Genomic DNA, 24,673 nt, shown 5'->3' with positions numbered 1-24,673 from the left:
GAGGAGCCTTCCGCACCATGCCCCAGCAGCCTTCCGTATCCGTCGGCCGCCCCACGCCCGTCACCGCCGCCACCGTCACCCAGCGGCCGTCCGGGATGCCGGTCCACAAGTACCGCCCGTACGAGGCCGTGGAGATCCCCGGCCGCACCTGGCCGGACCGGCGGATCACCAAGGCGCCCCGCTGGCTGTCGACCGATCTGCGCGACGGCAACCAGGCGCTGATCGACCCCATGTCGCCCGCCCGCAAGCGCGAGATGTTCGATCTGCTGGTCCGCATGGGCTACAAGGAGATCGAGGTCGGCTTCCCCGCCTCCGGCGCCACGGACTTCGAGTTCGTCCGCTCGATCATCGAGGAGGACGCCATCCCCGAGGACGTGACGATCTCCGTCCTCACCCAGGCCCGCGAAGAGCTGATCGAGCGGACGGTGGAGTCCCTGCGCGGCGCCCACCGCGCCACCGTCCACCTCTACAACGCCACCGCGCCCGTCTTCCGCCGCGTGGTCTTCCGGGGCTCGCGCGAGCAGGTCAAGCAGATCGCCGTCGACGGCACCCGGCTGGTGATGGAGTACGCCGACAAGATCCTGGGCGACAGCACCGTCTTCGGCTACCAGTACAGCCCGGAGATCTTCACCGACACCGAGCTGGACTTCGCGCTGGAGGTCTGCGAGGGGGTCATGGACGTCTGGCAGCCCGAGGCGGGCCGCGAGATCATCCTGAACCTGCCGGCGACCGTGGAGCGCTCCACCCCCTCCACCCACGCCGACCGCTTCGAGTGGATGTCCCGGCACCTGTCCCGCCGCGAGCACATCTGCCTGTCCGTCCACCCCCACAACGACCGGGGCACCGCCGTCGCCGCCGCCGAACTGGCGATCATGGCCGGGGCGGACCGGATCGAGGGCTGCCTGTTCGGCCAGGGCGAGCGCACCGGCAACGTCGACCTGGTCACCCTGGGCATGAACCTCTTCTCCCAGGGCGTCGACCCGCAGATCGACTTCTCGCAGATCGACGAGGTCCGCCGGACCGCCGAGTACTGCAACCAGATGGAGGTCCACCCGCGCCACCCCTACGCGGGCGACCTCGTCTACACCTCCTTCTCCGGCTCCCACCAGGACGCCATCAAGAAGGGCTTCGAGGCGATGGAGGCCGACGCGGCCGCCGCCGGGAAGACCGTGGACGACATCGAGTGGGCGGTGCCCTACCTGCCCATCGACCCGAAGGACGTCGGCCGTTCGTACGAGGCGGTCATCCGCGTCAACTCCCAGTCCGGCAAGGGCGGCATCGCCTACGTCCTCAAGCACGACCACAAGCTGGACCTGCCGCGCCGGATGCAGATCGAGTTCTCGAAGATCATCCAGCTGAAGACCGACGCCGAGGGCGGCGAGGTCACCCCGCAGGAGATCTGGGCCGTCTTCCAGGACGAGTACCTGCCGGTGGACGGCAACGCCTGGGGCCGGATCGCGCTGCGCTCCACCCAGACCTCCACCACCAGCGACGGCACCGACGCGCTGACCGTCGAGGCGGTCGTGGACGGCGCGGAGACCGTCCTCACGGGCACGGGCAACGGTCCGATCTCGGCCTTCTTCGACGCGCTGGCCAGCATCGGGGTCGACGCCCGGCTGCTCGACTACACCGAGCACACGATGAGCGAGGGCGCGAGCGCCCAGGCCGCCTCGTACATCGAGTGCGTGATCGACGGAAAGGTGCTGTGGGGCATCGGCATCGACGGCAACACCACCCGGGCCTCGATCAAGGCCGTCGTCTCGGCGGTGAACCGCGCATACCGCCACTGACGGTCCGTAACCCCTGTCGCTCTGCGTCAACCTGGCGCCGGTGAAAACACCGCATCCGGTGGGCTCGCCGGCGCCTTGGGCCAGTACCCGCCCCAACTCGGCCGCAGGGGTACTGACGCGGCATCAACGATGTGGCTAACATCACGTCAACGCGGCGACCAGGCCGTGGCGTTATGGAGGTGCGCCGTGATGCACGCGCAAGGCCGACACAGCCCGGACCGGTGTGTGGTGGGCGTACGCACCGTATGGCGCACCGTCGGAGACGGCGAGTTCTTCTGCCCCGGTTGCGGTGGAGACCGCAATTACCACCGTCGCACGGGCCGGCGCCGCCTTGTCGCGTTCGGGGTGCCGCTGCTGCCGCGCGGCCCGGTCGGGCCCATCGTGGAGTGCACGGCCTGCCGCGGCCGCTACGCCATGGACGTCCTCGACCACCCGACCACGACCCGCTTCTCCGCGATGCTGCGCGACGCCGTGCACACGGTGGCCCTCGCGGTGCTGGCCGCGGGCGGCACCGAGGCCCGTACGGTCCGCCGCGCGGCGGTCGGCGCGGTCCGGGCGGCCGGCTTCGCCGACTGCAGCGAGGAACAGCTCGTCACTCTGATCGAGGCGCTCGCCGCGGACACCGGACGGCTGCCGGGGCGGTACGCGACGCCGCCGGGCGACGCGAGCCGTGACGGCTTCGACCCCTGCGGCACGGCCCTGGCCATCGAGCTCCACGAGGCCCTGGAGCCGCTGGCCCCGCACCTGGCGCCGGCGGGCCGTGAGCAGATCCTGCTCCAGGGCGCCCGGATCGCCCTGGCCGACGGCCCGTACCGGCCCGCCGAGCGGGAGGTGCTGGCGACGGTGGGGCGGGCGCTGCTGATCTGTCCCGAGGACACCGACCGGCTCCTCGCGGCGGCGCGCACACCGTCCTGAGGGTCTACTCCGTCCTGAAGGTCTACTTCTCGGGGACCGGCCTGCCGATCTGATCGAGCAGGCCGAAGCGGCGTACGAACCACGCGAAGTCGTGCGGGAGCGTCGCCGCCAGCTCCTCGCGGCGGCGCCACGCGCCGCGCTCCTCCAGCAGGGCCAGCGCCGCGCGGATGTGCTCCGGGAACTCCAGGGCGTGCAGCCGCACCATCTCCAGGATCATCGACTCCGGCAGATGGGCCGTGCCGAAGCGCAGACAGTTGTGGACCATCGCCGTGCGCGCCGCGCCGACGAAGGAGTCCACCTCCTCCCTGGGCTTGAACCGGTGGGTGATCTCGATGTCGGTGGTGTGCGCGATCTCGGCGCCGGCCCGCCACGCGCGCACGCTGAACTCGGGCTCGAAGCCGCCGTAGTGCACCATCCCCTCGTCGTAGCCGCCGAGCCGGTCGAAGAGCGCGCGTTCGACGACCGTGCCGGCCGAGGAGGCCACGTGCACATGGGGTGCCGGGCCGGGCGGGGCCGTGTTCCAGCGCGTGCCCATGTACGGGACGACGAGGCGGCAGCCGTGGCCGCGCCAGGCCGAGGCGCTGTCGGCGATGGTGACGGACAGGATCCGCCCCGGGGCGAGCAGCCGGGTGGCCGCGCGGTCCCAGCCGTCGGAGAAGCGGGTGTGGGCGTCCGTCACGAACAGGATCCGGCCCCGGGCGTGCCGGGCGGCGAGATTGCGGGCGGCGCCCACGCCGAGGTGCCGGCCGGAGCGGATGACCGTCGTACGGCGCCGGGCGGCGGCGTCGCCGACGCCCGGCCGCCGTTCAGGCGCCGAGCAGTCGTCGACGACGACGAACTCGACGCCGTCCGGCCCGGTGGCGGCGTCCAGGGCCGAGGCGATGGTCGCCCCGACCCTGTCGCCCTCGTCCCGCGCGGGCAGGACCACGCTGATCCCGGGCGGGGCGGCTATCACAGGCCGCGGCCCGCGGTGATGGTGATCGTGTGGAGGGTGATTGTCATGTAGGCGTCCGGTGCCTGGGGCACCAGCTGGCCGGCCCGCGCCAGCCGGTTGTGCTCCTCGGGGGACAGGCCGAAGCGCTCGGCGAGGGCGGGGGTGTCGTCGCACAGCTCACGCAGGGCGGTGGGGTCCTCCGCCACCGCCGTCATGATCTGCCGCAGTTTCCGGCTCATATCGGGTCCCTTCCTCTGTCGGATCCTTTGCTGGGTTCGGGATGACGGGCCGCCGCCAGCGGACGGTGGGCGGGAGCCGGTCGGCGTGGGCGCGTACGCGGTCGGCGTGCGGCAGCAGATCGCCGATCATCTGCCGCAGCTCCGCGCCGATGGGCGCCGATGGTTTGAAGCCGAGCTCCCGCAGCTTCTCGCTGTCGGGGTTGTAGCGGTGCGCCTCCGCCTCGTCGCGCGGATTGTCGACGGCGGCGATCCGGGCGTCGATCCCCAGCGCCCGCGCGGCGTCCCGGACCAGCTCGGCGAGCCGGCCGACGGACAGCACGTCGCGGAGCTGGTTGACGACGCGGTACTCGCCCGGGGCCGGCGGGTGCTCCAGGACGAGGGTGAGGCACTGGAGGCAGTCGGCCAGCGACAGCAGGCCGCGGCTCTGGGTGCCGTTGCCGTACGGGGTGATGGGCCGGCCGATGACCGCCTGACAGCAGAAACGATTGACCGCGGTGCCGAACGCCTCGTCGAAGTCCAGGCGGCTGTTGAGCCGGGGGTCGGCGGGCGGGCACCAGCTCCCGTAGACGACCCCCTGCATCACATCCGTCGCCGCGAGCCCCCACAGCCGGCAGGCGAAGCCGACGTTCTGCGAGTCGAAGACCTTGCTCCAGTGGTACCAGGAGCCCGCCTGCCGGGGGAACGGCAGCCGGTCGCGCCGGCCGCGGAACTCGACGTCGAAGAAGCCCTCGGGAATGTCCAGGTCGGGCGTGCCGTACTCGCCCATGGTGCCGAGCTTGACCAGATGGGCGCCGGGGCAGTGCTCGCGCATCGCGAACAGCAGGCTGAGGGTGCCGGAGACGTTGTTGCTCTGGACGAAGTCGGCGTGCCGGAAATCGATCATCGAGTACGGGGCGGAGGGACACTCCGCGAGGTGCACCACGGCATCGGGGCCGAAGGCCGCCAGGGCCCGGCCCAGCGCGGGGTGGTCCCGCAGGTCCAGGGGCGAGAACGGCAGGGGCTCGCCGCTCAGCTCACGGAACGCGGCGAGCCGCTCGTACACCGGGGCGATCGGCACGGCGCTGACCGAGCCCCGCTCACCGACCCAGGCCCGGCGCAGCAGCGCGTCGGCACCGGCGACGGTGTGCCCCCGGGCGGCCAGGTGCTGGGCGAGCGGCCAGCCGAGATATCCGTCGATCCCCGCGATGAACACACGCACGCGCCGGCACCCCCTCGTCTCTCCCCGGAGACGGGCCACGATGTCGTGGCTTCTCCTGCAAAGAGAGCACATATCGGTCGCAGACGGGAGGGATTTCACCACATCGTGTGTATTGCGGATCGGGGGTGGATGCCCCTGGGGCTCCGGAGGCGATGGCACCCGGCACATCGCCCGTACGGGAGAATGGCTCCATGAGTCTGTTCCGCGACGACGGCATCGTCCTTCGTACCCAGAAGCTGGGGGAAGCGGATCGCATCATCACCCTCCTCACCCGAGGCCACGGCCGGGTGCGGGCCGTGGCCCGGGGGGTGCGGCGCACCAAATCGAAGTTCGGGGCGCGGCTGGAGCCGTTCTCCCACGTCGACGTCCAGTTCTTCGCGCGCGGCGGCGAGCTCGTGGGACGCGGGCTGCCCCTGTGCACCCAGAGCGAGACCATCGCTCCGTACGGTGGCGCGATCGTCACCGACTACGCCCGCTACACCGCCGGCACCGCCATGCTGGAGACCGCCGAGCGCTTCACCGACCACGAGGGCGAGCCCGCCGTGCAGCAGTACCTGCTGCTCGTCGGCGCGCTGCGCACCCTCGCCTCCGGGGCCCACGCCCCCCACCTGGTGCTCGACGCGTTCCTGCTGCGCTCCCTCGCCGTCAACGGCTACGCGCCCAGCTTCGGCGCCTGCGCGAAGTGCGGCATGCCCGGGCCGAACCGGTTCTTCTCCGCGGCCGCCGGCGGTGTGGTGTGCGGGGAGTGCCGGGTGCCCGGATGCGTCGTACCCTCCTCGGAGTCGATCGAGCTCCTGGGCGCGCTGCTCACGGGTGACTGGGCGACGGCGGACGCCTGCGAGGCGCGCCACGTCCGGGAGGGCAGCGGGCTCGTGGCGGCCTATCTGCAATGGCATCTGGAGCGGGGGCTTCGCTCGCTCAGGTATGTCGAGAACTAAGCGAAACAGGGATCAAGGAGAAGTGGCACCCATGGTTGTACGCGGGATTCTGGGCCGGCCCCGACGCGAGTACCGCACCCCCGACCCGCACCCTTCGGGCGCCCGCCCCCCGAAGATCCCCGGCGAGCTCGTCCCCGAGCACGTGGCGATCGTCATGGACGGCAACGGCCGCTGGGCCAAGGAGCGCGGCCTGCCGCGCACCGAGGGCCACAAGGTCGGCGCCGAGCGCGTCCTCGACGTGCTCCAGGGCGCGATCGAGATGGGCGTGGGCAGCATCTCCCTCTACGCCTTCTCGACCGAGAACTGGAAGCGCTCCCCGGACGAGGTCCGCTTCCTGATGAACTTCAACCGCGACTTCATCCGCAAGACCCGCGACCAGCTCGACGAACTCGGCATCCGCGTGCGCTGGGTGGGCCGCATGCCCCGGCTCTGGCGCTCGGTGGCCAAGGAGCTCCAGATCGCGCAGGAGCAGACCAAGAAGAACGACAAGCTCACGCTGTACTTCTGCATGAACTACGGCGGTCGCGCCGAGATCGCCGACGCGGCGCAGGCGCTGGCGGAGGACGTGAAGGCGGGCCGCCTCGACCCGTCGAAGGTCAACGAGAAGACGCTGGCCAAGTACCTCTACTACCCGGACATGCCGGACGTCGACCTCTTCCTGCGCCCCTCCGGCGAGCAGCGCACCTCCAACTACCTGCTCTGGCAGAGCGCCTACGCCGAGCTGGTCTTCCAGGACGTCCTGTGGCCCGACTTCGACCGCCGCGACCTGTGGCGCGCCTGCCTGGAGTACGCCCAGCGCGACCGCCGCTTCGGCGGCGCGATCCCGAACGAGCAGCAGCTCCTCAAGGAGTCGTCGACCGGTGAGTGACACGGTGACGGCCGCCGGTTCGCTGACGTTCGAGTACGAGCTGACGGCCACCGACATCCGGTCCGGGCTGCACGGCCGCAACCGGGCCGTCCGCAGCGCGCGGTGGCAGAGGATCCTGCTGCCGGTCTGCACCGTGCTCATGGCGGTCGGCTTCATAGCGCCGCACGGCCCGGGCGCGGTGGCGGGCAAGGACTGGATCGCCCTGACGGTCATGACGGTCATGGTGACGCTGGTGCTGTTCCTGCCCACGATCCAGGCCCGGGCCCTCCACAAGACGGCGCGGCTCCAGGGCCCCACGCGTACGACGGTGGAGGCGGACGGGCTGTCCAGCGCGTCCGCCCATTCGTCCCAGCGCATGGCCTGGACGCTCTTCGGGCGCTACGTCGAGCGGGACGACGTCTTCGTGCTGATGAGCGCCGACAAGCGGAGCGGCTGCCTGATCATCCTCCCCAAGCGCGCCCTCACCGCGCCGGGCGACATCGACATGCTGCGCGCCATGCTGGACTCGCGGGTGCCGCGGGCGTAGGGCGGCGCCCCGCATAGGCGGCGCCATTGCCCCGGGCATCCTCGATGCCCGGGGCAGCGACGTAGTGTCATGGGATGTCAGAGATGAGTGGACCGTCTCGCGTTCCTGTGCGGACTGTGATGAAGCGTATTGCGCGCTGCGTCTTCGGCTACGTGCTCACCAACGCGGTTGTTTGGACGGCCGTCCAGGCGCTGGTTCCAGGAGCACTGGGTGAGCCAGCCTTATGGAGGCGTCCGTTCCGGGACTTGATTCTGTCGTGCCTCGCACCGGGCACGCTGATCCTCGTCGGAATCCCCTCGATCCTCATCGCACTCCTCATCGGGATCATCCGCACCAGGCTGGATCAGGCAGAGATCCGGTTCTTGGCGTTATTCCTGCTCGTGCTCCCGACCTGGTGGTTCTTCTTCGCGAACACGCCGGTCCTTCTGTGGAGCCAGCTCGTGGTCCAGGCCGTCTTCGCCCTGGCCGTCATGCCGGTCCGTCTCGTACCGCGGTGGTCCGGGGAATGACGCGCGTACGCGTCGGGCGCCTCCGGAACGTTCCGGAGGCGCCCGACGCGGAAGAGTCAGCTCAGCCCTTGGCCGCCGCCGCGCAGTCGCCGCAGGTGCCGAAGATCTCTATGGTGTGGGCGACGTCCACGAAGCCGTGTTCCTCGGCGATGGAGTCGGCCCACTTCTCGACGGCCGGGCCCTCGACCTCGACCGCCTTGCCGCAGGCACGGCAGACGAGGTGGTGGTGGTGTCCGCTGGAGCAGCGGCGGTAGACGGCCTCGCCCTCGCTGGTGCGCAGGACGTCGACCTCGCCGGCGTCGGCGAGGGACTGGAGGGTGCGGTACACCGTGGTCAGGCCGACGGAGGCGCCGCGGTGCCTGAGCATGTCGTGGAGCTCCTGCGCGCTGCGGAACTCGTCCACCTCGTCGAGCGCTGCCGCGACGGCGGCCCGCTGCTTGGTGGCTCGGCCGCGTACCGGGGGACCGGCGGTCGCCACAGTTGCCTCCTCAAGCTCGCCTGAACACTCATGACACTCGTGGCAACACTCCCACCGGGGGTGTTGCCACGACAATTGTGCCAGGCCCGGGGATCAGACCCGGACGTCGTCGGTGGCCGGCCCCGGGGTGGGCTCGTCCAGGGTGCAGCGCTCCTCGGCGACCGCCCGGTCCGCGCGTTTCCTCGCCAGGGGGGTGGCGAGCGCGGTGAGCGCGAGGAAGACGCCGATGGCCATGAGGACGATCGTCGCGCCCGAGGGGACGTCCACGTAGTACGAGGTGACCGTGCCCGAAAGGGTGACCAGGACGCCGATGGCCACGGCCATGGCGAAGGTCGTCGCGAAGCTGCGGGCGAGCTGCTGGGAGGCGGCCACGGGGATCACCATCAGCGCGCTGACCAGCAGCAGGCCGACGACGCGCATCGCGACGGTGACGGTCAGCGCGGCGGTGATCGCGATCAGCAGGTTCAGCACGCGCACCGGCAGGCCGGTGACGCGTGCGAACTCCTCGTCCTGGCAGATCGCGAACAGCTGCCGGCGCAGCCCGACCGTCGTGACGATCACGAACGCGGCCAGGACGCAGATCGCCACGATGTCCTGCTGCGAGACGGTGGTGATCGAGCCGAAGAGGTAGGTGGTCAGGTTGGCGTTGGAGCCGCCGGGGGCGAGGCTCATCAGCATCACGCCGCCCGCCATGCCGCCGTAGAAGAGCAGGGCGAGGGCGATGTCGCCGCGTGCCTTGCCGTAGGAGCGGATCAGCTCCATGATCACGGCGCCGACGACGCAGACGATCGTCGCGACCCACACCGGGCTGGTGTTGAGCAGGAAGCCCAGGCCCACCCCGGTGAGGGCGACATGGCCGATGCCGTCGCCCATCAGCGCCTGGCGGCGCTGGACGAGGTAGACGCCGATGGCGGGCGCGGTGACGCCCACCAGCAGTGCGGCGAGCAGCGCCCGCTGCATGAAGGCGAGTTCGAGAATGTCCATCAGCTCAGCAGCCCCGTTCTGATCGGTTCCGCGGACGGGTCGGCGTGCGGGTGCACATGGTCGTGGCCGGGGAGGGCGTGCTGGCCCACGGCCTTGGGGGGCGGGCCGTCGTGGACGACGCAGCCGTCGCGGAGCACCACCGCGCGGTCGATGAGCGGCTCCAGCGGGCCCAGCTCGTGGAGGACGAGCAGGACCGTGGCACCGCGGCCGACCTCCTCGCGCAGGGCGTTCGCCAGCACCTCCTGGCTGGCGAGGTCCACCCCGGCCATCGGCTCGTCCATGATCAGCAGCTCGGGTTCGCCGGCCAGCGCGCGGGCGATCAGCACCCGCTGGTGCTGGCCGCCGGAGAGGGCGTTCACGGAGTCCTTGATCCGGTCGGCCATGCCGACCAGCTCCAGCGCCTTGACCACGGCCTCGCGGTCGGCCCTGCGGGTCGGCCCGAGCTTCGTACGGGCCAGCCGGCCGGCGGAGACGACCTCGCGCACAGTCGCGGGGACCCCGCCGGCGGCGGTGGTGCGCTGGGGGACGTAGCCGACACGGGCCCAGTCGCGGAAGCGGCGGCGCGGGGTGCCGAAGAGCTCCAGCTCGCCGCCGGTCAGCGGCACCTGGCCCACGATGGCCCGGACGGCCGTGGACTTGCCGGAGCCGTTGGCGCCGAGCAGGGCGACGACCTCGCCGCGGCCCACGGTCAGGTCGACGCCGCGCAGGACGGGGCGCGAGCCCAGCGAGGCCGTGGCCCCGCGCAGGGATATGACAGGCCGCTCCATGGCTGCCGCCTCCTCACGATTCACTGTGCTCACTTGGTCCCCAGCGCCTTCCGCAGCGCGGCGAGGTTGGACTCCATGACCTCGAAGTAGTCGTGGCCCCTGGAGTCGTCCGTGATGCCCTCGAGCGGGTCGAGCACGTCCGTCTTCAGCTTCAGGTCCTTCGCCAGGGTCTTCGCCGTGGCGGGGTTGGCGAGCGTCTCGAAGAAGACCGTGCTGACGTGGTGGTCCTCGGCGAGCTTGTGGAGGTCTTTCATCCGGGCGGCGCTGGGCTCGGACTCGGGGTCGACGCCGCTGATCGCCTCCTCGGTCAGGCCGTAGCGCTCGGCGAGGTAGCCGAAGGCGGCGTGGGTGGTGATGAAGGTGTCCGAGGCCCGGTTCTTCAGGCCCTCGGCGAACTTCTTGTTCAGCGCGTCCAGCTTCGTCCCGAGCGCGGTGGCGTTCTTCTCATAGTCCGCCTTGTGGTCCGGATCCGCCTTGCCGAGCGTGGTGGCGACGCCCTTGGCGACCTCGGCGTACTTCACCGGGTCCAGCCAGATGTGGGGGTCGGCGCTGCCGTCCTCGTGGGCGTGGCCCTCGTGACCGTGCTCGTCACCGGACGAGTCCTCGTCACCGGACGAGCCGGAGTGGTTGTCGCCGGTGGTGTGGTGGTGGCCGTCGACCTCGTTGCCGTGCTTCTCCAGCGAGGTCAGGGAGGCCGCGTCGGCGATGTGCTTGTTTCCGGACTGCTTGATCGCCTCGTCGACGGCGGGCTGGAGGCCCTTGAGGTAGACGATCGCGCCCGCGTCGGCCAGCGAGCCGGTCTGCTTGGGGGTGAGCTCGAGATCGTGCGGTTCGACACCGGGCTTGGTCAGGCCGGTGACCTTCACATGGTCGCCGCCGATCTCCTTCGCCAGGAATTCCAGGGGGTAGAACGACGCTATGACCTGCAGCTTTCCATCCGCGGTCCGGCCGTCGGAGCTCATGGCCGAGCAGGCGGAGAGGGAGACCAGGCCGAGCGTCGCGGCGATGGCCACGGCGGCGCCGGTTATTCGGCGGCGGGAGCGAACGGGGCGGGTCGGACGTACGTTCATGACACTCATTTTCAACAAAAGTGGAAACGATTGTCAACAGCAGGGCGTCGGCAGCCCGGCTCGTCCGGTTGTGGCTGATTGGGTCAAGCCAAGGCCAGAGCCGATTTGATGAGAGGGGGTGGAGCGCCGGTAACCTGAATCATTCGCTGTTCGTCGTCGCAATGAAGAGAGCACCGTGGCCGCCGACAAGATCGACACCATCGTCAGCCTGAGCAAGCGCCGTGGCTTTGTCTATCCGTGCAGTGAGATCTACGGCGGCCAGCGCGCCGCCTGGGACTACGGTCCGCTCGGCGTGGAGCTCAAGGAGAACATCAAGCGCCAGTGGTGGCGCTACATGGTCACCTCGCGCGAGGACGTCGTCGGTATCGACTCGTCGGTGATCCTGGCCTCCGAGGTCTGGGTCGCCTCCGGCCACGTCGCGACCTTCAGCGACCCGCTGACCGAGTGCACCTCCTGCCACAAGCGCTACCGCGCCGACCACCTGGAGGAGGCCTACGAGGCGAAGCACGGCAAGCTGCCCGAGAACGGCCTGGCCGACATCAACTGCCCGAACTGCGGTAACAAGGGCCAGTTCACCGAGCCCAAGCAGTTCTCCGGCCTGCTCTCCACCCACCTCGGCCCCACCCAGGACTCCGGCTCGGTCGCCTACCTGCGCCCCGAGACCGCCCAGGGCATCTTCACCAACTTCGCCCAGGTCCAGCAGACCTCCCGGAAGAAGCCCCCGTTCGGCATCGCCCAGATGGGCAAGTCCTTCCGCAACGAGATCACGCCGGGCAACTTCATCTTCCGCACGCGCGAGTTCGAGCAGATGGAGATGGAGTTCTTCGTCAAGCCGGGCGAGGACGAGCAGTGGCAGGAGTACTGGATGCAGCAGCGCTGGAACTGGTACACCGGTCTCGGCCTGCGCGAGGAGAACATGCGGTGGTACGAGCACCCGAAGGAGAAGCTCTCCCACTACTCCAAGCGCACCGCTGACATCGAGTACCGCTTCCAGTTCGGCGGCAGCGAGTGGGGTGAGCTCGAGGGCGTCGCCAACCGCACCGACTACGACCTCGGCGCCCACGCCAAGGCATCCGGCCAGGACCTGTCGTTCTTCGACCAGGAGGCCGGCGAGCGCTGGACCCCCTACGTCATCGAGCCCGCCGCCGGTGTCGGCCGCACGATGCTCGCCTTCCTCCTCGACGCCTACGTCGAGGACGAGGCCCCCAACGCCAAGGGCAAGCTGGAGAAGCGCACGGTGCTGCGCCTCGACCCGCGCCTGTCCCCGGTGAAGGTCGCGGTCCTCCCGCTCTCCCGCAACCCGGAGCTGTCCCCCAAGGCCAAGGGCCTCGCGGCGGACCTCCGCAAGAACTGGAACATCGAGTTCGACGACGCCGGCGCCATCGGCCGCCGCTACCGTCGCCAGGACGAGATCGGTACGCCGTTCTGCGTCACGGTCGACTTCGACACGCTCGAGGACAACGCGGTGACGGTGCGCGAGCGCGACACGATGAAGCAGGAGCGGGTCTCTCTCGACCAGATCGAGGGCTACCTCGCCAGCCGCCTCATCGGCTGCTGACACCCGGATTCTCCGGCCGAGGCCCCGGTTCCCCGCGCTGGCGGGGGCCGGGGCCTTCGCCTTGTCAGGCGGCCCAGTCGGAGGTGTCGAGCTCGCAGTCGAACGGCGCCGGGATGTGGACCTTGTCGCCCAGCTTCACCTGGTGGTGGGCCCGGTAACCGCTGTCCGGCGACGGGTCGGAGTACGCGGTGATCGACTCTGCCAGCACGTCCACGAGCACGTAGACAGGTACTCCGGCCTTGCCGTAGACCTCCACCTTGTCCTCACGGTCGGTGCTGGCCGTGGAACGGGAGGTCACCTCGCCCACCAGGGACAACGCGTCGCTGGGGGCGTAGATGCCCTTGGTTTTCAGGGCTGTCCATTCCAGCGCGTAGAAGTCGGGACCGTAGGACTGGTCCTGGGAAGGGAACTTGAAGAGCCGGGGATAGCCCCGCACGCGGTGACCGTCAGGCGCATGCGGGCTGAGCTGCTCGATGGCGCTCTCGATGATGTAGTCGTAGGCGCACTCCGACCACGGTGACACGACGACATTCCCCCCGACGATCTCCGTGCGATATCCGTCCGGGAGACGTGCATCGACTTGCTCAAGAACCTGGCACAGCTCCTCGAACCCCCCCACGGGTTCCTGGGGGCGGCTTATCGCCTGGGGCGGTGGTGTCTCGACCATGACTGCCATGATGCTCCTCCTTGGGTGAGTAAGCAGATCACCACACACCGTAGTGACCCCCACTGACAATCACCCCGCCTCCGGGCGATCCGCCCTCTCATCGCCACCCCCGCGCATACCGCGCCAGGGGCGCCGGGGGTGGCACTGGCTTCACCACCGGTTCGGGCAGCACCGCCATCGACCGGTTTGACCTGCGCGTTTACCGTTTGACGCATGCGAATTCCCCGACCGTTCCAGCAGCTTCTCCGCCCCTTCGAGGGTGCGGCTCGCTCCGTCGCCTTTCATGCTGTCGGGGCGCTGATCCAGTGCGGGGCGCTGTTCGCGCTCGCCGTGCCGTGGCTGGACGGGGGGCCGACGCGGGCGTCGAGTTGTCTGCTGGCGCTGGCGGGGATGATCGCCGTGGTCGGGGCGGCATCGCCGCTGCTGACCGGCGCCCAGCGGAAGCGGTTCCGGGCGCGGCTCGGGGTGGAGATTCCCGCGCCAGCGGCGGCCGGGGGCGTGAAGCGGTGGCTGCGGTCGGAGTCGGCCTGGCGACAGGTGCGGTACCACCTGGTGTTCGGGCCGCTGATCGCGGCGGGCGGGGTGTGCGTCCTGCTCCTGTGGGCGACCTCCCTCGTCGCCGCCACCGTCTATGTGTGGGTGTGGGCCGTTCCGCCGGAGTACCGGGTGGCCGAGGTGGGCTACGTCGTGCAGGGCGCCTACCTCACCGCCGCCGGGCTCGCCGGGCTCTACGGGTCCGCCTGGCTGTCCGGCGCGCTCGCCCGGCTCGACACCCGGGCGGCGCTCAAGCGTCTCGGGCCCAGCCGGGCCGAGCAGCTGGAGCGCCGGGTGGAGGAGGTCACCGAGGCCCGCGCCGGTGTCGTGGACGCCGCCGACGCCGAGCGCCGCCGCATCGAGCGGGACCTCCACGACGGCGCCCAGCAGCGGCTGGTGTCCCTCGCCGTCAACCTGGGCCTGGCCAAGGTGACGATGCCCGATCTGCCCGACGACGCCCGCAAGGTCATCGACGACGCCCACCGCGAGGCCAAGGAGGCCATCGCCGAGCTCCAGGACCTCGTGCGCGGGCTGCACCCCGCCGTCCTGGAGGACCGGGGACTGGACGCCGCGCTCTCCGGGCTCGCCGAACGGGCGCCGCTGCCCGTGCGGGTGAAGGTCGACCTCGCCTCCCGGCCCGCCCCGGCGGTCGAGGCCGTCGCCTACTTCGTCGTGTCCGAGGCGCTCGCCAACGTGGTCAAGCACGCCCAGGCGTCGAGGGCGGATGTCACCGTCGAACGCTTCGGGGGCATACTGCTGGTCGTCGTCTCCGACGACGGCGTGGGCGGTGCCGACCCCTCGGGCGGCACGGGACTGGCCGGGCTGGCCAAGCGCGTCGCGTCGGTCGACGGCACGTTCTCGTTCAGCAGCCCCGTCGGGGGCCCGACCGTTGTGACCGTGGAGCTGCCGTGCGCGCTGTGATCGCCGAGGATTCCGTCCTGCTCCGAGTGGGCCTGGTGAAGGTCCTGGAAACGGCCGGATTCGAAGTGGTCGCGGAAGCCGGCGACGGGGAGTCGGCGCTGGCCGCCGTGGAACTGCACCGTCCTGACCTGGTCGTCCTCGACGTGCGGATGCCGCCCGGCTACACGGATGAGGGCGTACGAGCCGCTCTTGTGATGCGCGAACGGTGGCCCGACACGGCGGTGCTGCTCCTCTCCCAGTACGTGGAGGAGCGCTACGCCACCGAGCTGCTGATCGGCGACACCGCGGGGTTCGGCTACCTCCTCAAGCAACGGGTCGCCGACGTCGAGGAGTTCATCGACGCCCTGCGGCGCGTGGCCGCGGGCGGCACCGCGCTCGACCCCCAGGTGGTCTCCCAGCTGCTGACGCGACGTCACAGCGACCCGCTGGACCGGCTGACGGCGCGCGAGCGGGAGGTCCTGACCGCCATGGCCGAGGGCCGCTCCAACGCGGGCATCGCCGAGCGGCTCGTCGTCAGCGAGAGCGCCGTGGCCAAGCACATCAACAGCATCCTGGCGAAGCTGGACCTGCCGAAGGCCGAGGCCGACCATCGGCGGGTTCTCGCCGTTCTGCGGTTCCTCGGGGTGGGGTGACCCCGCCCCCTTTCCGCGTGGGTGCGGCTACGCGTGGAGGCCGCGTACCACCAGGTCGCAGACCGCCTCGAAGGCGGTCTCGATCTCCGGCTGCGACCACTCCGCCGCGTACGCCGGGTCGTGGAAGCGGTTGCTCGCGTCCCAGACCGCGCGGGCGGCCGTCGTGGGCTCTACGGGCCTGAACTCGCCCTCTTCGACACCGCCTTCGATGATCCGGGCCAGCTGCTCGATCATCGTCGCGATGTGGCGCTCCACGGTGCTGCTGTTCTCGCCGACGAGCACCATGTACGTGGCGAACAGCTCCGGGTCGCCGCCCGCCTTGCGGCGCTTGGCCGCGAAGAGGGCGGCCAGCCAGTCGCGGAGCCGGCCCTCGGCCGGGCCCTCCGCGTCGGCCAGCGCCGACAGCTCGGCGTGCGACTGGTCGAGCCAGCGGCCGGTGACCGCCTCCCGCAGGGCGGCCTTGCTGCCGAAGTGGCGGTAGACGCTGCCATGGCTGACCCCCAGCGCGCGGGCCACGTCGACCACGGTGGCCTTGGCGGGGCCGTAGCGGCGCAGCACGTCCTCGGTGGCTTCGAGGATGCGGGCTTGTGTCAGCGGTTCGGGGGACATCGGAGGGCGGTGGTCCTTTCGGCTGGGGCGGGCCGGGGTGGGCGCCCATACGACGACCGTACCTGGCGTGCGTTGGCGGGTGCGGGCCGGTGGCCGGGTTGTGCCCACCCTCCCCCAGCTACCGCTGGGAGGTGCCCCCAGCCCTGCGGAACGCCTGCCCACAACCGGGTCCCTCAGTGCTCGCTGTCCAGGTGGGTCATCTGGGAGTCGGGGTAGCGGGCGCCGGCGGCGGAGCCGGCGGGGACGGCTTCTTCGATGGCGGCGAGGTCGTCCGTGCTCAGGGTGAGGTCCAGCGCGCCCAGGGCCTCCTGGAGGCGGTCGCGGCGGCGGGCGCCGACCAGCGGGACGATGTCCTCGCCGCGCGAGAGGACCCAGGCGATGGCGGTCTGCGCGACCGTCGCGCCCCGGCCCTCGGCGACCTTGCGGAGCGCGTCGACGAGGTCGAGGTTGCGCTGGAGGTTCTCGCCCTGGAAGCGCGGGCTCATGCCGCGGAAGTCGTTCGCGGCGAGCTGCCGGTCGCGGCCGAAGTGGCCGCTGATCAGGCCGCGTGAGAGCACGCCGTACGCGGTGACGCCGATGCCCAGCTCACGGCAGGTGGGCAGGATGCGCTCCTCGATGCCGCGCGAGAGCAGCGAGTACTCGATCTGGAGGTCGGCGATCGGGGCGACGGAGGCGGCCCGGCGGATGGTGTCCGCCCCGGCCTCCGACAGGCCGATGTGGCGGACGTGGCCGGCTTCGACGAGCTCGGCGATCGCGCCGACGGTCTCCTCGATCGGGACGTCCGGGTCCACACGGGCGATCCGGTAGACGTCGATGTGGTCGACGCCCAGCCGCTGGAGCGAGTAGGCGGCGAAGTTCTTCACGGCGGCGGGGCGGCCGTCGTAGCCGGACCAGCCGCCGTCCGGGTCGCGCAGGGCGCCGAACTTCACGCTGGTCAGCGCCTTCTCGCGGTGCGCGGCGGGCGCCGAGCGCAGGGCCTCGCCGATGAGCATCTCGTTGTGGCCCATGCCGTAGAAGTCACCCGTGTCCAGCAGGGTGACGCCCGCGTCGAGGGCGGCGTGGATGGTGGCGATCGATTCGGCGCGGTCGGCGTCGCCGTAGAGGGCGGACATGCCCATGCAGCCGAGGCCGAGGGCGGAGACCTGGGGACCGGTGGTGCCGAGAGTGCGGTGCAGCACGGGGACTCCTTCGGGGGAGGGAGGTGGAGCGGGGTACGCCAACCACAGTGACACATGGACTGACAGATTTCAATATCTGTCAGCCCATGTGTCACTTCCCTCGCGAAACCTTCGTCCCTACGCCACCGTGCGCGGCAAGCGCAGGCTCAGTCCCGCCGTGATCACCACCAGCACCAGCTGCACCCCCAGCGTGATCGCCAGCCCCTCCCGCATCCCCACACCCGGCGCCAGCGACAGGAACAGCGAGCCGAGCGTGGCCACGCCCAGCGCCATGAACGCCTGCTGCGTGGTGACCAGCACCCCGCCGCCCACCCCCGCATGCGCCACCGGCACCTCGCTGAGCACCAGCCGCATCGTGATCGGCATCAGCAGGCCCTGGCCCAGCCCCTGCACGGCCAGCCCCGGCGCCAGACCCAGCGCGCCCAGGCCGTCCCAGCCGAACCAGAACGTCGCGCCCACCGTGAGCAGCCCCAGCCCCTGGACGACCGCCCCCGCGGTCACCAGCCGCCGCCCGAACCGCGAGGCCAGCCGGGGGCCCGCCAGCGAGCCGATCAGGAAGGTCGCGCACATCGGCACCAGTGCCGCCCCGGCCGCCAGCGGGCCCAGCCGCAGCCCCTCCTGGAGCGCCACCGCGAGGACGAACATGAAGCCGCCCCAGCCGACGGAGAAGGGCACGATCACCGCCAGGCCGTCACGCACCGAGGGCACCCGCAGCAGCGACGGCGGCACCAGCGGGGTCCGCCCCGCGCGCTCCTCGCGCCGCTCCACGAGCACGAACGCCACCGCCGCGACCGGGAACGTCGCCAGCAGCAGCCACGACCACAGCGGCCAGCCCGTCGAGCGGCCCTCGGTCAGCGGGATCAGCAGCGACACCAGCGTCAGCGACAGCAGGACCGTGCCCCGCCCGTCCACCCGCGTCGGGTTCTCCGAGCGCGTCTCCGGCACCGAACGGACCGCGAGGAACAGCGCCACCGCCGCGATCGGCGCGTTGATCAGGAAGATCGACCGCCAGCCGGTGCCCAGCACGTCGACCGACACCAGCACGCCGCCGAGCACCTGCCCGACCGCGCTCACCACACCGGCCGTGCCGCTGTACCAGCTCAGCGCCCGCGTGCGCTGTTCGCCGCGCGTCGTGGCCTGGATGGTCGCCAGCACCTGCGGGAGCATCAGCGCCGCCGCCGCGCCCTGCGCGATCCGCGCCGCCACCAGCGTCCAGGCGTCCGGGGCCAGGCCGCACGCCACGGAGGTCACGCCGAAGGCGGCCGTGCCCCACAGGAAGAGCCTGCGCCGGCCCGCCATGTCGCCCAGCCGCCCGCCCAGCACGAGCAGGACCGCGTAGGCGACGCCGTAGCCGCCGACCACCATCTCCAGCAGCGCCGGGCCGGCGTCCAGGTCGTGGTCGATCGTCGGCAGGGCGACGTTGACGATGAAGAAGTCCAGGAACGGCAGCGCCGCTCCCAGGAGGACGGTCGTCAGGCCCAGCGGACTCAGGGCGGGCGAGGAGGACGGCACACGGGCGGAGGGGGAGTCGGGAGTCGTCGGGACGGAGACGGGGGCTATGCGCGGTTCACTCACGGATACGACGATGGCGGTGCCCGGAGCCTGGTACCAGAGTGTCCTTATCCTGGTATCGGCACTACCTGGAAACTGCCTGCGCGGGCCCGCACCCTGGGGTAATGACGACGATGACGTTCGAGCGCTCCGCCGTACTCGTTCCTACGGCGGACGACGTACGCCGCCAGGAGCTGGCGGCCTTTCTCCGCTCCCGCAGGGAGCGCATCACCCCCGAGCAGGTGGGGCTGCCGCGCGGCCCGCGCCGCCGCACGCCGGGCCTGCGCCGCGAGGAGGTGGCCCAGCTCGCCGCCGTGGGCGTCACCTGGTACACGTGGCTGGAGCAGGCCCGGGACATCCAGGTCTCCAGCCAGGTGCTGGACGCCCTCGCCCGGGCGCTGCTGCTCGACCGGGGCGAGCGCGGCCACCTGTTCGCCCTGGCCAACGCCGTCGACCCGCTGCCCGGCACCGACAGCGCAGGCATCACCCCCGCGCTGCGCGAGATGCTGGAGGCGCTCGAACCGCTGCCCGCGTGCGTGCAGAACGCCCGCTACGACATCCTGGCCCACAACCGCAGCTACGGCCGGCTCATGGGCGACCTGGACGCCCTGCCGCCGGAGAACCGCAACTGCCTGTGGCTGCACTTCACCGACCCCGTCTGGCGCGCCACCGCGCTCAACGGGGAGGAGGCCAGACGGGCCATGGCCGCCAAATTCCGCGCCGCCATGGCCGAGCACATCGCCGAGCCGGCCTGGAAGTGCCTGCTCAGGCGGCTGCTGGAGGCATCGGCGGACTTCCGCGAGCTCTGGGCGCGGCACGAGATCATGCCCGTCGACGACCACAAGGCGGCGATCCTCCAGCACAGCCGGGTGGGCCTGCTGCGACTGAACCACACCAGCCTGTGGACCGGGCCCAACCCCGGCACCCGGCTGATCACCTTCACCCCCGCCGACGAGGACACCCGCGCGGCGCTCCACCGGCTCCACGCCCTCGCGCTCGACGGGGAACGGGGCACCTGCGCCGAATGAGGGACAATGGACGGTCAGCCCGACCGTCCGCACCACTTCGAGGAAGCTCCCTCCATGACGCTCCAGATCGGTCCGCACTCCGTGCAGCCGCCGGTGGTCCTGGCCCCGATGGCGGGGATCACCAACGCTCCTTTCCGCACGCTGTGCCGTGAGTTCTCTGGCGGCAAGGGGCTCTTCGTCAGCGAGATGATCACCACGCGCGCGCTTGTCGAGCGCGACGCGAAGACGATGCGGCTGATCCACTTCGACGGGACCGAGAAGCCCCGCTCGATCCAGCTCTACGGCGTCGACCCGGTGACCGTCGGCAAGGCCGTCCGCATGATCGTGGACGAGGACCTGGCCGACCACATCGACCTCAACTTCGGCTGCCCCGTCCCCAAGGTCACCCGCAAGGGCGGCGGCTCCGCCCTGCCGTACAAGCGGAACCTGCTGCGCTCGATCCTCCGCGAGGCCGTCGGCAACGCCGGCGCTCTCCCGGTGACCATGAAGATGCGCAAGGGCATCGACGACGACCACCTCACCTTCCTCGACGCCGGCCGGATCGCCGTCGAGGAGGGCGTCACCGCCATCGCCCTCCACGGGCGCACCGCCGCCCAGCACTACAGCGGCACCGCCGACTGGGACGCCATCGCGCGCCTCAAGGAGGCCGTGCCGGAGATCCCGGTGCTGGGCAACGGGGACATCTGGTCGGCCGAGGACGCCGTGCGGATGATGCGCGAGACGGGCTGCGACGGCGTCGTCGTCGGCCGCGGCTGCCTGGGCCGGCCCTGGCTCTTCGGCGACCTCGTCGAGGCCTTCGAGGCGGCCGAGGAGGGCCGGGAGCCGTCGTACGCGCGGCCCACGCTCCGCGACGTGGCGGCGGTGATGGTGCGCCACGCCGGGCTGCTGGGGGAGTGGCTGGAGGACGAGCGGCGCGGGGTCATCGACTTCCGCAAGCACGTCGCCTGGTACACCAAGGGCTTCTCGGTGGGCTCGGAGCTCCGGAAGAAGCTGGCAATCGCCTCTTCTCTGGACGAAATGGGCGCTCTTTTGAGCGAGGCGGACCTGGATCAGCCCTGGCCGGTGGGTGCGGACGGGCCGCGCGGACGGACCTCCGGGCGCGACCGAGTGGTGCTTCCGGACGGCTGGCTCGATGACCCGTTCGATGGCGCAACCGTGGGTACGGAAGCGGAACTGGACACTTCCGGCGGCTGACGGGTCGGTGGACACGGCGTGATTCTCGCCACCTCTGATAGGTGACACGCTCAGATGAGCGGTCAAATCGGGGGTGCACCTTTCCAAGGGGTGGCACTGCGTGCCACCCCTTTTGGCTTCAAGTCCTGGTGGCACTCAGCGCCAGACGGCGGGAATCCTCGACGGGGCGTGATGGAGCGATGATTTTCGGTCATCATCACTTCAAGAGTTGAAGGAGGTGGGTCCAAACCTCAAATGAGCGCTCAACTTTCGATCTGCTGGCGGATGGGTGGTCACGCCCCCAAGTTGGCGGAGTAGACCTCCAAAACCGCCTTCGATCTGGGTACGCTCCCCGCCGTCAGGGCAGCCCACCCCCTTGCGTCCCGGGAGGCCCCAGTGAGGAGTCGAGTCCCGTGCCGGTAACCGAAGATCGCCAGAAGTTCGTCTACGACTTCACCGAGGGCAACAAGGAGCTCAAGGACCTGCTCGGCGGGAAGGGTGCCAACCTCGCCGAGATGACCAACCTCGGTCTGCCGGTGCCGCCCGGCTTCACCATCACCACCGAGGCCTGCAAGGTCTACCTGGAGGGTGGCGAGGAGCCCCCGTCCATGCGCGACGAGGTCACCGCCCACCTGGAGGCCCTCGAGGAGCGGATGGGCAAGAAGCTCGGCCAGGCCGACAACCCGCTGCTGGTCTCGGTCCGTTCGGGCGCCAAGTTCTCCATGCCCGGCATGATGGACACGGTCCTCAACATCGGCCTCTCCGACGAGTCCGTGGCCGGTCTCGCGGTCCAGGCCGGCGACGAGCGCTTCGCCTGGGACTCCTACCGCCGCCTCATCCAGATGTTCGGCAAGACCGTTCTCGGCGTCGACGGCGAGCTCTTCGAGGACGCGCTGGAGGAGGCCAAGCGGGCCAAGGGCGTCACCACCGACGTCGACCTCGCCGCCGAGGACCTCAAGGCCCTGGTCGCGCGCTTCAAGGACATCGTCGCCAAGGAGACCGGCCGGGACTTCCCGCAGGCCCCCCGCGAGCAGATGGACCTCGCCATAAGGGCGGTCTTCGACTCCTGGAACGGCGACCGCGCCAAGCTCTACCGCCGCCAGGAGCGCATCCCCGGCGACCTGGGCACGGCCGTCAACATCTGCTCCATGGTCTTCGGCAACCTCGGCCCCGACTCCGGCACCGGCGTCGCCTTCACCCGCGACCCCGCCAGCGGCCACCAGGGCGTCTACGGCGACTACCTGCAGAACGCCCAGGGCGAGGACGTCGTCGCGGGCATCCGCAACACCATGCCGCTCGCCGAGCTGGAGCGCATCGACAAGGCCTCCTACGACCAGCTCATGCAGATCATGGAGACCCTCGAGACGCACTACAAGGACCTGTGCGACATCGAGTTCACCATCGAGCGCGGCAAGCTGTGGATGCTGCAGACCCGCGTCGGCAAGCGCACCGCCGGTGCCGCCTTCCGTATCGCCACCCAGCTCGTGGACCAGGGCCTGATCGACGAGGCCGAGGCGCTCCAGCGCGTCACGGGCGCCCAGCTCGCGCAGCTGATGTTCCCGCGCTTCGACGAGAAGGCGAAGACCGAGCTGCTGGGCCGGGGCATCGCCGCCTCGCCGGGTGCCGCCGTGGGCCGGGCCGTCTTCGACTCGTACACCGCCGTCAAGTGGTCCCGCTCGGGCGAGAAGGTCATCCTGATCCGCCGCGAGACCAACCCCGACGACCTCGACGGCATGATCGCCTCGGAGGGCATCCTGACCTCGCGCGGCGGCAAGACCTCGCACGCCGCCGTCGTCGCCCGCGGCATGGGCAAGACCTGTGTCTGCGGCGCCGAGGAGCTGGAGGTCGACACCAAGCAGCGCAAGATGACCGCTCCCGGCGGCGTGGTCGTCCAGGAGGGCGACGTCGTCTCCATCGACGGCTCCAGCGGCAAGGTCTACCTGGGCGAGGTCCCCGTCGTCCCGTCCCCGGTCGTCGAGTACTTCGAGGGCCGCATGCACGCGGGCGCCGACGACGCGGACGAGCTGGTCCAGGCCGTGCACCGGATGATGGCCTACGCCGACCGCATGCGCCGGCTGCGCGTCCGCGCCAACGCCGACAACGCCGAGGACGCGCTGCGCGCCCGTCGCTTCGGCGCCCAGGGCATCGGCCTGTGCCGCACCGAGCACATGTTCCTCGGCGAGCGGCGCGAGATGGTCGAGCGGCTGATCCTGGCGGACACCGACACCGAGCGCGAGGAGGCACTCAGTGCCCTTCTCCCGCTGCAGAAGGCCGACTTCGTGGAGCTCTTCGAGGCCATGGACGGGCTCCCGGTCACCGTCCGCCTCCTCGACCCGCCGCTGCACGAGTTCCTGCCCGACATCACCGAGCTGTCGGTGCGCGTCGCGCTCGCCGAGGCCCGCGAGGACGCCAACGAGAACGACCTGCGCCTCCTCCAGGCCGTGCACAAGCTGCACGAGCAGAACCCGATGCTGGGTCTGCGCGGCGTCCGCCTCGGCCTGGTCATCCCCGGCCTGTTCGCCATGCAGGTCCGGGCGATCGCCGAGGCCGCGGCCGAGCGCAAGAACGCCAAGGGCGACCCGCGCGCCGAGATCATGATCCCGCTGGTGGGCACGGTCCAGGAGCTGGAGATCGTCCGCGAGGAGGCCGAGCGCGTCATCGCCGAGGTCGAGGCCGCGAGCGGCACCGGTCTCAAGCTGCCGCTGGGCACGATGATCGAGCTGCCGCGCGCCGCGCTGACGGCCGATCAGATCGCCGAGGCCGCCGAGTTCTTCTCCTTCGGCACCAACGACCTCACCCAGACCGTGTGGGGCTTCTCCCGCGACGACGTCGAGGCCAGCTTCTTCACGGCCTACCTGGAGAAGGGCATCTTCGGCGTCAGCCCCTTCGAGACCATCGACAAGGACGGCGTGGGCTCCCTCGTCCGCGCCGCCGCCAAGGCCGGCCGGGCCACCCGCCCCGACCTCAAGCTGGGCGTCTGCGGTGAGCACGGCGGCGACCCCGAGTCGGTGCACTTCTTCCACGAGGTGGGCCTGGACTACGTCTCCTGCTCCCCGTTCCGGATTCCGGTGGCGCGGCTTGAGGCCGGGCGCGCGGCGGCGCTGAACGGCAAGGGCGGCAGCGACAGCCGCTGACGACGGGCCGGTTGGCGACCGGCCGCACAAGCCCCGGAGCCGTCATTGGGATGACCTCGACCCTCAGACCCTCGACGGCTCCGGATCAACGGAGGGGCGGCACCCGTGCGGGGGGCCGCCCCTCCGGCATGCCGTGACGGTGGGGCGGGTGGGGGCGGGGCCGGTAACCCCCGCGTAACGGGCCCGTCAGGCCCGGGACATGGCGAAGGGGCGGCGCCCGTGCGGGAGCGCCGCCCCTCTTTACTCCCCCACCGGGAGTTGTTGCCGCCCGCATCGGCTCGGGCGGCAACTCGCGTACTCAGCGGCCGCTTTTTCGCTCGCCACCCCCCACGGGAACGAGCGGGGCGGCCCTGAGTGCGTGAATAGCATTTCGCTTCTGCGATGTTCGCCGCGAGTCCTTTCAACTGTGGCCAAAAGGGCGTGGTAACACCTCGTGTCGGTGTGCATACTCAGTGAGCGGGGGGTGGTGGCG

Annotated in this window: 23 protein-coding genes; 12 read left to right on the top strand and 11 right to left on the bottom strand. The window is 70.9% G+C overall.

Annotated elements, in window-relative coordinates; genetic code table 11:
- Positions 1 to 17 precede the first annotated feature (17 nt).
- Together leuA and EKH77_RS09915 are read left to right on the top strand one after the other, a co-directional pair.
- Entirely contained in the window at positions 18 to 1,790 is a 1,773-nt protein-coding gene (gene leuA / locus EKH77_RS09920; RefSeq protein ID WP_126914038.1) for a 2-isopropylmalate synthase, read from the top strand.
- Between the two features lie 189 nt (positions 1,791 to 1,979).
- Positions 1,980 to 2,705 carry a TerB family tellurite resistance protein gene (locus EKH77_RS09915; protein ID WP_126914037.1) on the top strand — a complete coding sequence of 242 codons (726 nt, stop codon included), beginning with the start codon at positions 1,980 to 1,982 and terminating at the stop codon, positions 2,703 to 2,705.
- A 22-nt stretch (positions 2,706 to 2,727) separates the two neighbouring features.
- Here EKH77_RS09915 and EKH77_RS09910 read toward each other — a convergent pair whose 3' ends face one another.
- The 3 genes from EKH77_RS09910 to EKH77_RS09905 are packed head-to-tail and all read right to left on the bottom strand — an operon-like array spanning position 2,728 to position 5,076.
- The gene (locus tag EKH77_RS09910; protein WP_164737774.1) at positions 2,728 to 3,633 is read right to left on the bottom strand and encodes a glycosyltransferase family 2 protein; all 906 of its coding nucleotides are present in this window, start codon (positions 3,631 to 3,633) and stop codon (positions 2,728 to 2,730) included.
- Between the two features lie 23 nt (positions 3,634 to 3,656).
- Positions 3,657 to 3,845 (bottom strand): hypothetical protein, encoded by a 189-nt coding sequence (locus tag EKH77_RS32970; protein WP_164737773.1) that lies wholly within the window; start codon positions 3,843 to 3,845, stop codon positions 3,657 to 3,659.
- A complete protein-coding gene (locus EKH77_RS09905) occupies positions 3,817 to 5,076 on the bottom strand; it encodes an NAD-dependent epimerase/dehydratase family protein (protein ID WP_126914035.1) in 1,260 nt (419 codons plus the stop codon). Before EKH77_RS09905 ends, EKH77_RS32970 begins: the two co-directional genes overlap by 29 nt.
- Positions 5,077 to 5,267: 191 nt before the next feature.
- Between EKH77_RS09905 and recO the strand changes: the two genes are divergently transcribed.
- The 4 genes from recO (at position 5,268) to EKH77_RS09885 (ending at position 7,917) form a co-directional block, all read left to right on the top strand.
- Positions 5,268 to 6,014, top strand: coding sequence for a DNA repair protein RecO (gene recO / locus EKH77_RS09900; RefSeq protein WP_126914034.1), 747 nt, complete (start codon positions 5,268 to 5,270; stop codon positions 6,012 to 6,014).
- Between the two features lie 31 nt (positions 6,015 to 6,045).
- Positions 6,046 to 6,882 carry an isoprenyl transferase gene (locus EKH77_RS09895; RefSeq protein WP_126914033.1) on the top strand — a complete coding sequence of 279 codons (837 nt, stop codon included), beginning with the start codon at positions 6,046 to 6,048 and terminating at the stop codon, positions 6,880 to 6,882.
- Positions 6,875 to 7,408: a YcxB family protein gene (locus tag EKH77_RS09890; RefSeq protein ID WP_126914032.1), complete on the top strand. Its 534-nt coding sequence runs from the start codon at positions 6,875 to 6,877 to the stop codon at positions 7,406 to 7,408. Before EKH77_RS09895 ends, EKH77_RS09890 begins: the two co-directional genes overlap by 8 nt.
- Before the next feature lie 116 nt (positions 7,409 to 7,524).
- Entirely contained in the window at positions 7,525 to 7,917 is a 393-nt protein-coding gene (locus tag EKH77_RS09885; RefSeq protein WP_126914031.1) for a hypothetical protein, read from the top strand.
- A gap of 61 nt (positions 7,918 to 7,978) precedes the next feature.
- On the opposite strand, the gene EKH77_RS09880 is transcribed toward EKH77_RS09885, so the two are convergent.
- The 4 genes from EKH77_RS09880 to EKH77_RS09865 form a co-directional block, all read right to left on the bottom strand.
- A complete protein-coding gene (locus EKH77_RS09880) occupies positions 7,979 to 8,395 on the bottom strand; it encodes a Fur family transcriptional regulator (RefSeq protein WP_126914030.1) in 417 nt (138 codons plus the stop codon).
- 93 nt (positions 8,396 to 8,488) lie between these two features.
- The gene (locus tag EKH77_RS09875; RefSeq protein WP_126914029.1) at positions 8,489 to 9,379 is read right to left on the bottom strand and encodes a metal ABC transporter permease; all 891 of its coding nucleotides are present in this window, start codon (positions 9,377 to 9,379) and stop codon (positions 8,489 to 8,491) included.
- Complete coding sequence (locus tag EKH77_RS09870) at positions 9,379 to 10,146, bottom strand: metal ABC transporter ATP-binding protein (protein ID WP_126914028.1); 768 nt, start codon at positions 10,144 to 10,146, stop codon at positions 9,379 to 9,381. Before EKH77_RS09870 ends, EKH77_RS09875 begins: the two co-directional genes overlap by 1 nt.
- A 29-nt stretch (positions 10,147 to 10,175) precedes the next feature.
- A complete protein-coding gene (locus tag EKH77_RS09865) occupies positions 10,176 to 11,216 on the bottom strand; it encodes a metal ABC transporter substrate-binding protein (protein ID WP_240667299.1) in 1,041 nt (346 codons plus the stop codon).
- A gap of 175 nt (positions 11,217 to 11,391) precedes the next feature.
- Here EKH77_RS09865 and EKH77_RS09860 point away from each other — a divergent pair, with 175 nt between their 5' ends.
- Complete coding sequence (locus EKH77_RS09860) at positions 11,392 to 12,774, top strand: glycine--tRNA ligase (RefSeq protein ID WP_126914026.1); 1,383 nt, start codon at positions 11,392 to 11,394, stop codon at positions 12,772 to 12,774.
- 64 nt (positions 12,775 to 12,838) lie between these two features.
- Here the strand turns inward: EKH77_RS09860 and EKH77_RS09855 are convergent, their stop codons facing one another.
- The gene (locus EKH77_RS09855; RefSeq protein ID WP_126917987.1) at positions 12,839 to 13,441 is read right to left on the bottom strand and encodes a Uma2 family endonuclease; all 603 of its coding nucleotides are present in this window, start codon (positions 13,439 to 13,441) and stop codon (positions 12,839 to 12,841) included.
- 213 nt (positions 13,442 to 13,654) lie between these two features.
- On the opposite strand from EKH77_RS09855, the gene EKH77_RS09850 reads away from it, so the two are divergent.
- Together EKH77_RS09850 and EKH77_RS09845 are read left to right on the top strand one after the other, a co-directional pair.
- Entirely contained in the window at positions 13,655 to 14,896 is a 1,242-nt protein-coding gene (locus EKH77_RS09850) for a sensor histidine kinase (protein WP_126914025.1), read from the top strand.
- A complete protein-coding gene (locus EKH77_RS09845; protein WP_126914024.1) occupies positions 14,884 to 15,528 on the top strand; it encodes a response regulator transcription factor in 645 nt (214 codons plus the stop codon). Before EKH77_RS09850 ends, EKH77_RS09845 begins: the two co-directional genes overlap by 13 nt.
- Before the next feature lie 27 nt (positions 15,529 to 15,555).
- Here EKH77_RS09845 and EKH77_RS09840 read toward each other — a convergent pair whose 3' ends face one another.
- The 3 genes from EKH77_RS09840 to EKH77_RS09830 form a co-directional block, all read right to left on the bottom strand.
- The gene (locus EKH77_RS09840) at positions 15,556 to 16,137 is read right to left on the bottom strand and encodes a TetR family transcriptional regulator (RefSeq protein ID WP_126914023.1); all 582 of its coding nucleotides are present in this window, start codon (positions 16,135 to 16,137) and stop codon (positions 15,556 to 15,558) included.
- A 173-nt stretch (positions 16,138 to 16,310) separates the two neighbouring features.
- Complete coding sequence (locus EKH77_RS09835; RefSeq protein ID WP_126914022.1) at positions 16,311 to 17,315, bottom strand: aldo/keto reductase; 1,005 nt, start codon at positions 17,313 to 17,315, stop codon at positions 16,311 to 16,313.
- Positions 17,316 to 17,432: 117 nt separating this feature from the next.
- Entirely contained in the window at positions 17,433 to 18,890 is a 1,458-nt protein-coding gene (locus tag EKH77_RS09830; protein ID WP_430980983.1) for an MFS transporter, read from the bottom strand.
- Positions 18,891 to 18,991: 101 nt separating this feature from the next.
- On the opposite strand from EKH77_RS09830, the gene EKH77_RS09825 reads away from it, so the two are divergent.
- The 3 genes from EKH77_RS09825 (at position 18,992) to ppdK (ending at position 24,201) form a co-directional block, all read left to right on the top strand.
- Positions 18,992 to 19,894 carry a helix-turn-helix transcriptional regulator gene (locus tag EKH77_RS09825; RefSeq protein ID WP_126914020.1) on the top strand — a complete coding sequence of 301 codons (903 nt, stop codon included), beginning with the start codon at positions 18,992 to 18,994 and terminating at the stop codon, positions 19,892 to 19,894.
- Between the two features lie 54 nt (positions 19,895 to 19,948).
- On the top strand, positions 19,949 to 21,088 hold the full coding sequence (gene dusB / locus EKH77_RS09820) for a tRNA dihydrouridine synthase DusB (protein ID WP_126917986.1): 1,140 nt from the start codon (positions 19,949 to 19,951) through the stop codon (positions 21,086 to 21,088).
- A gap of 392 nt (positions 21,089 to 21,480) precedes the next feature.
- Entirely contained in the window at positions 21,481 to 24,201 is a 2,721-nt protein-coding gene (gene ppdK, locus EKH77_RS09815; protein ID WP_126914019.1) for a pyruvate, phosphate dikinase, read from the top strand.
- Positions 24,202 to 24,673 lie beyond the last annotated feature (472 nt).

The sequence above is a fragment of the Streptomyces luteoverticillatus genome (assembly GCF_003970715.1).
GTDB lineage: Bacteria > Actinomycetota > Actinomycetes > Streptomycetales > Streptomycetaceae > Streptomyces > Streptomyces abikoensis.
Note: the sequence above shows the minus strand (reverse complement) of the source record. Positions and strands in the feature narration are given on the sequence as shown.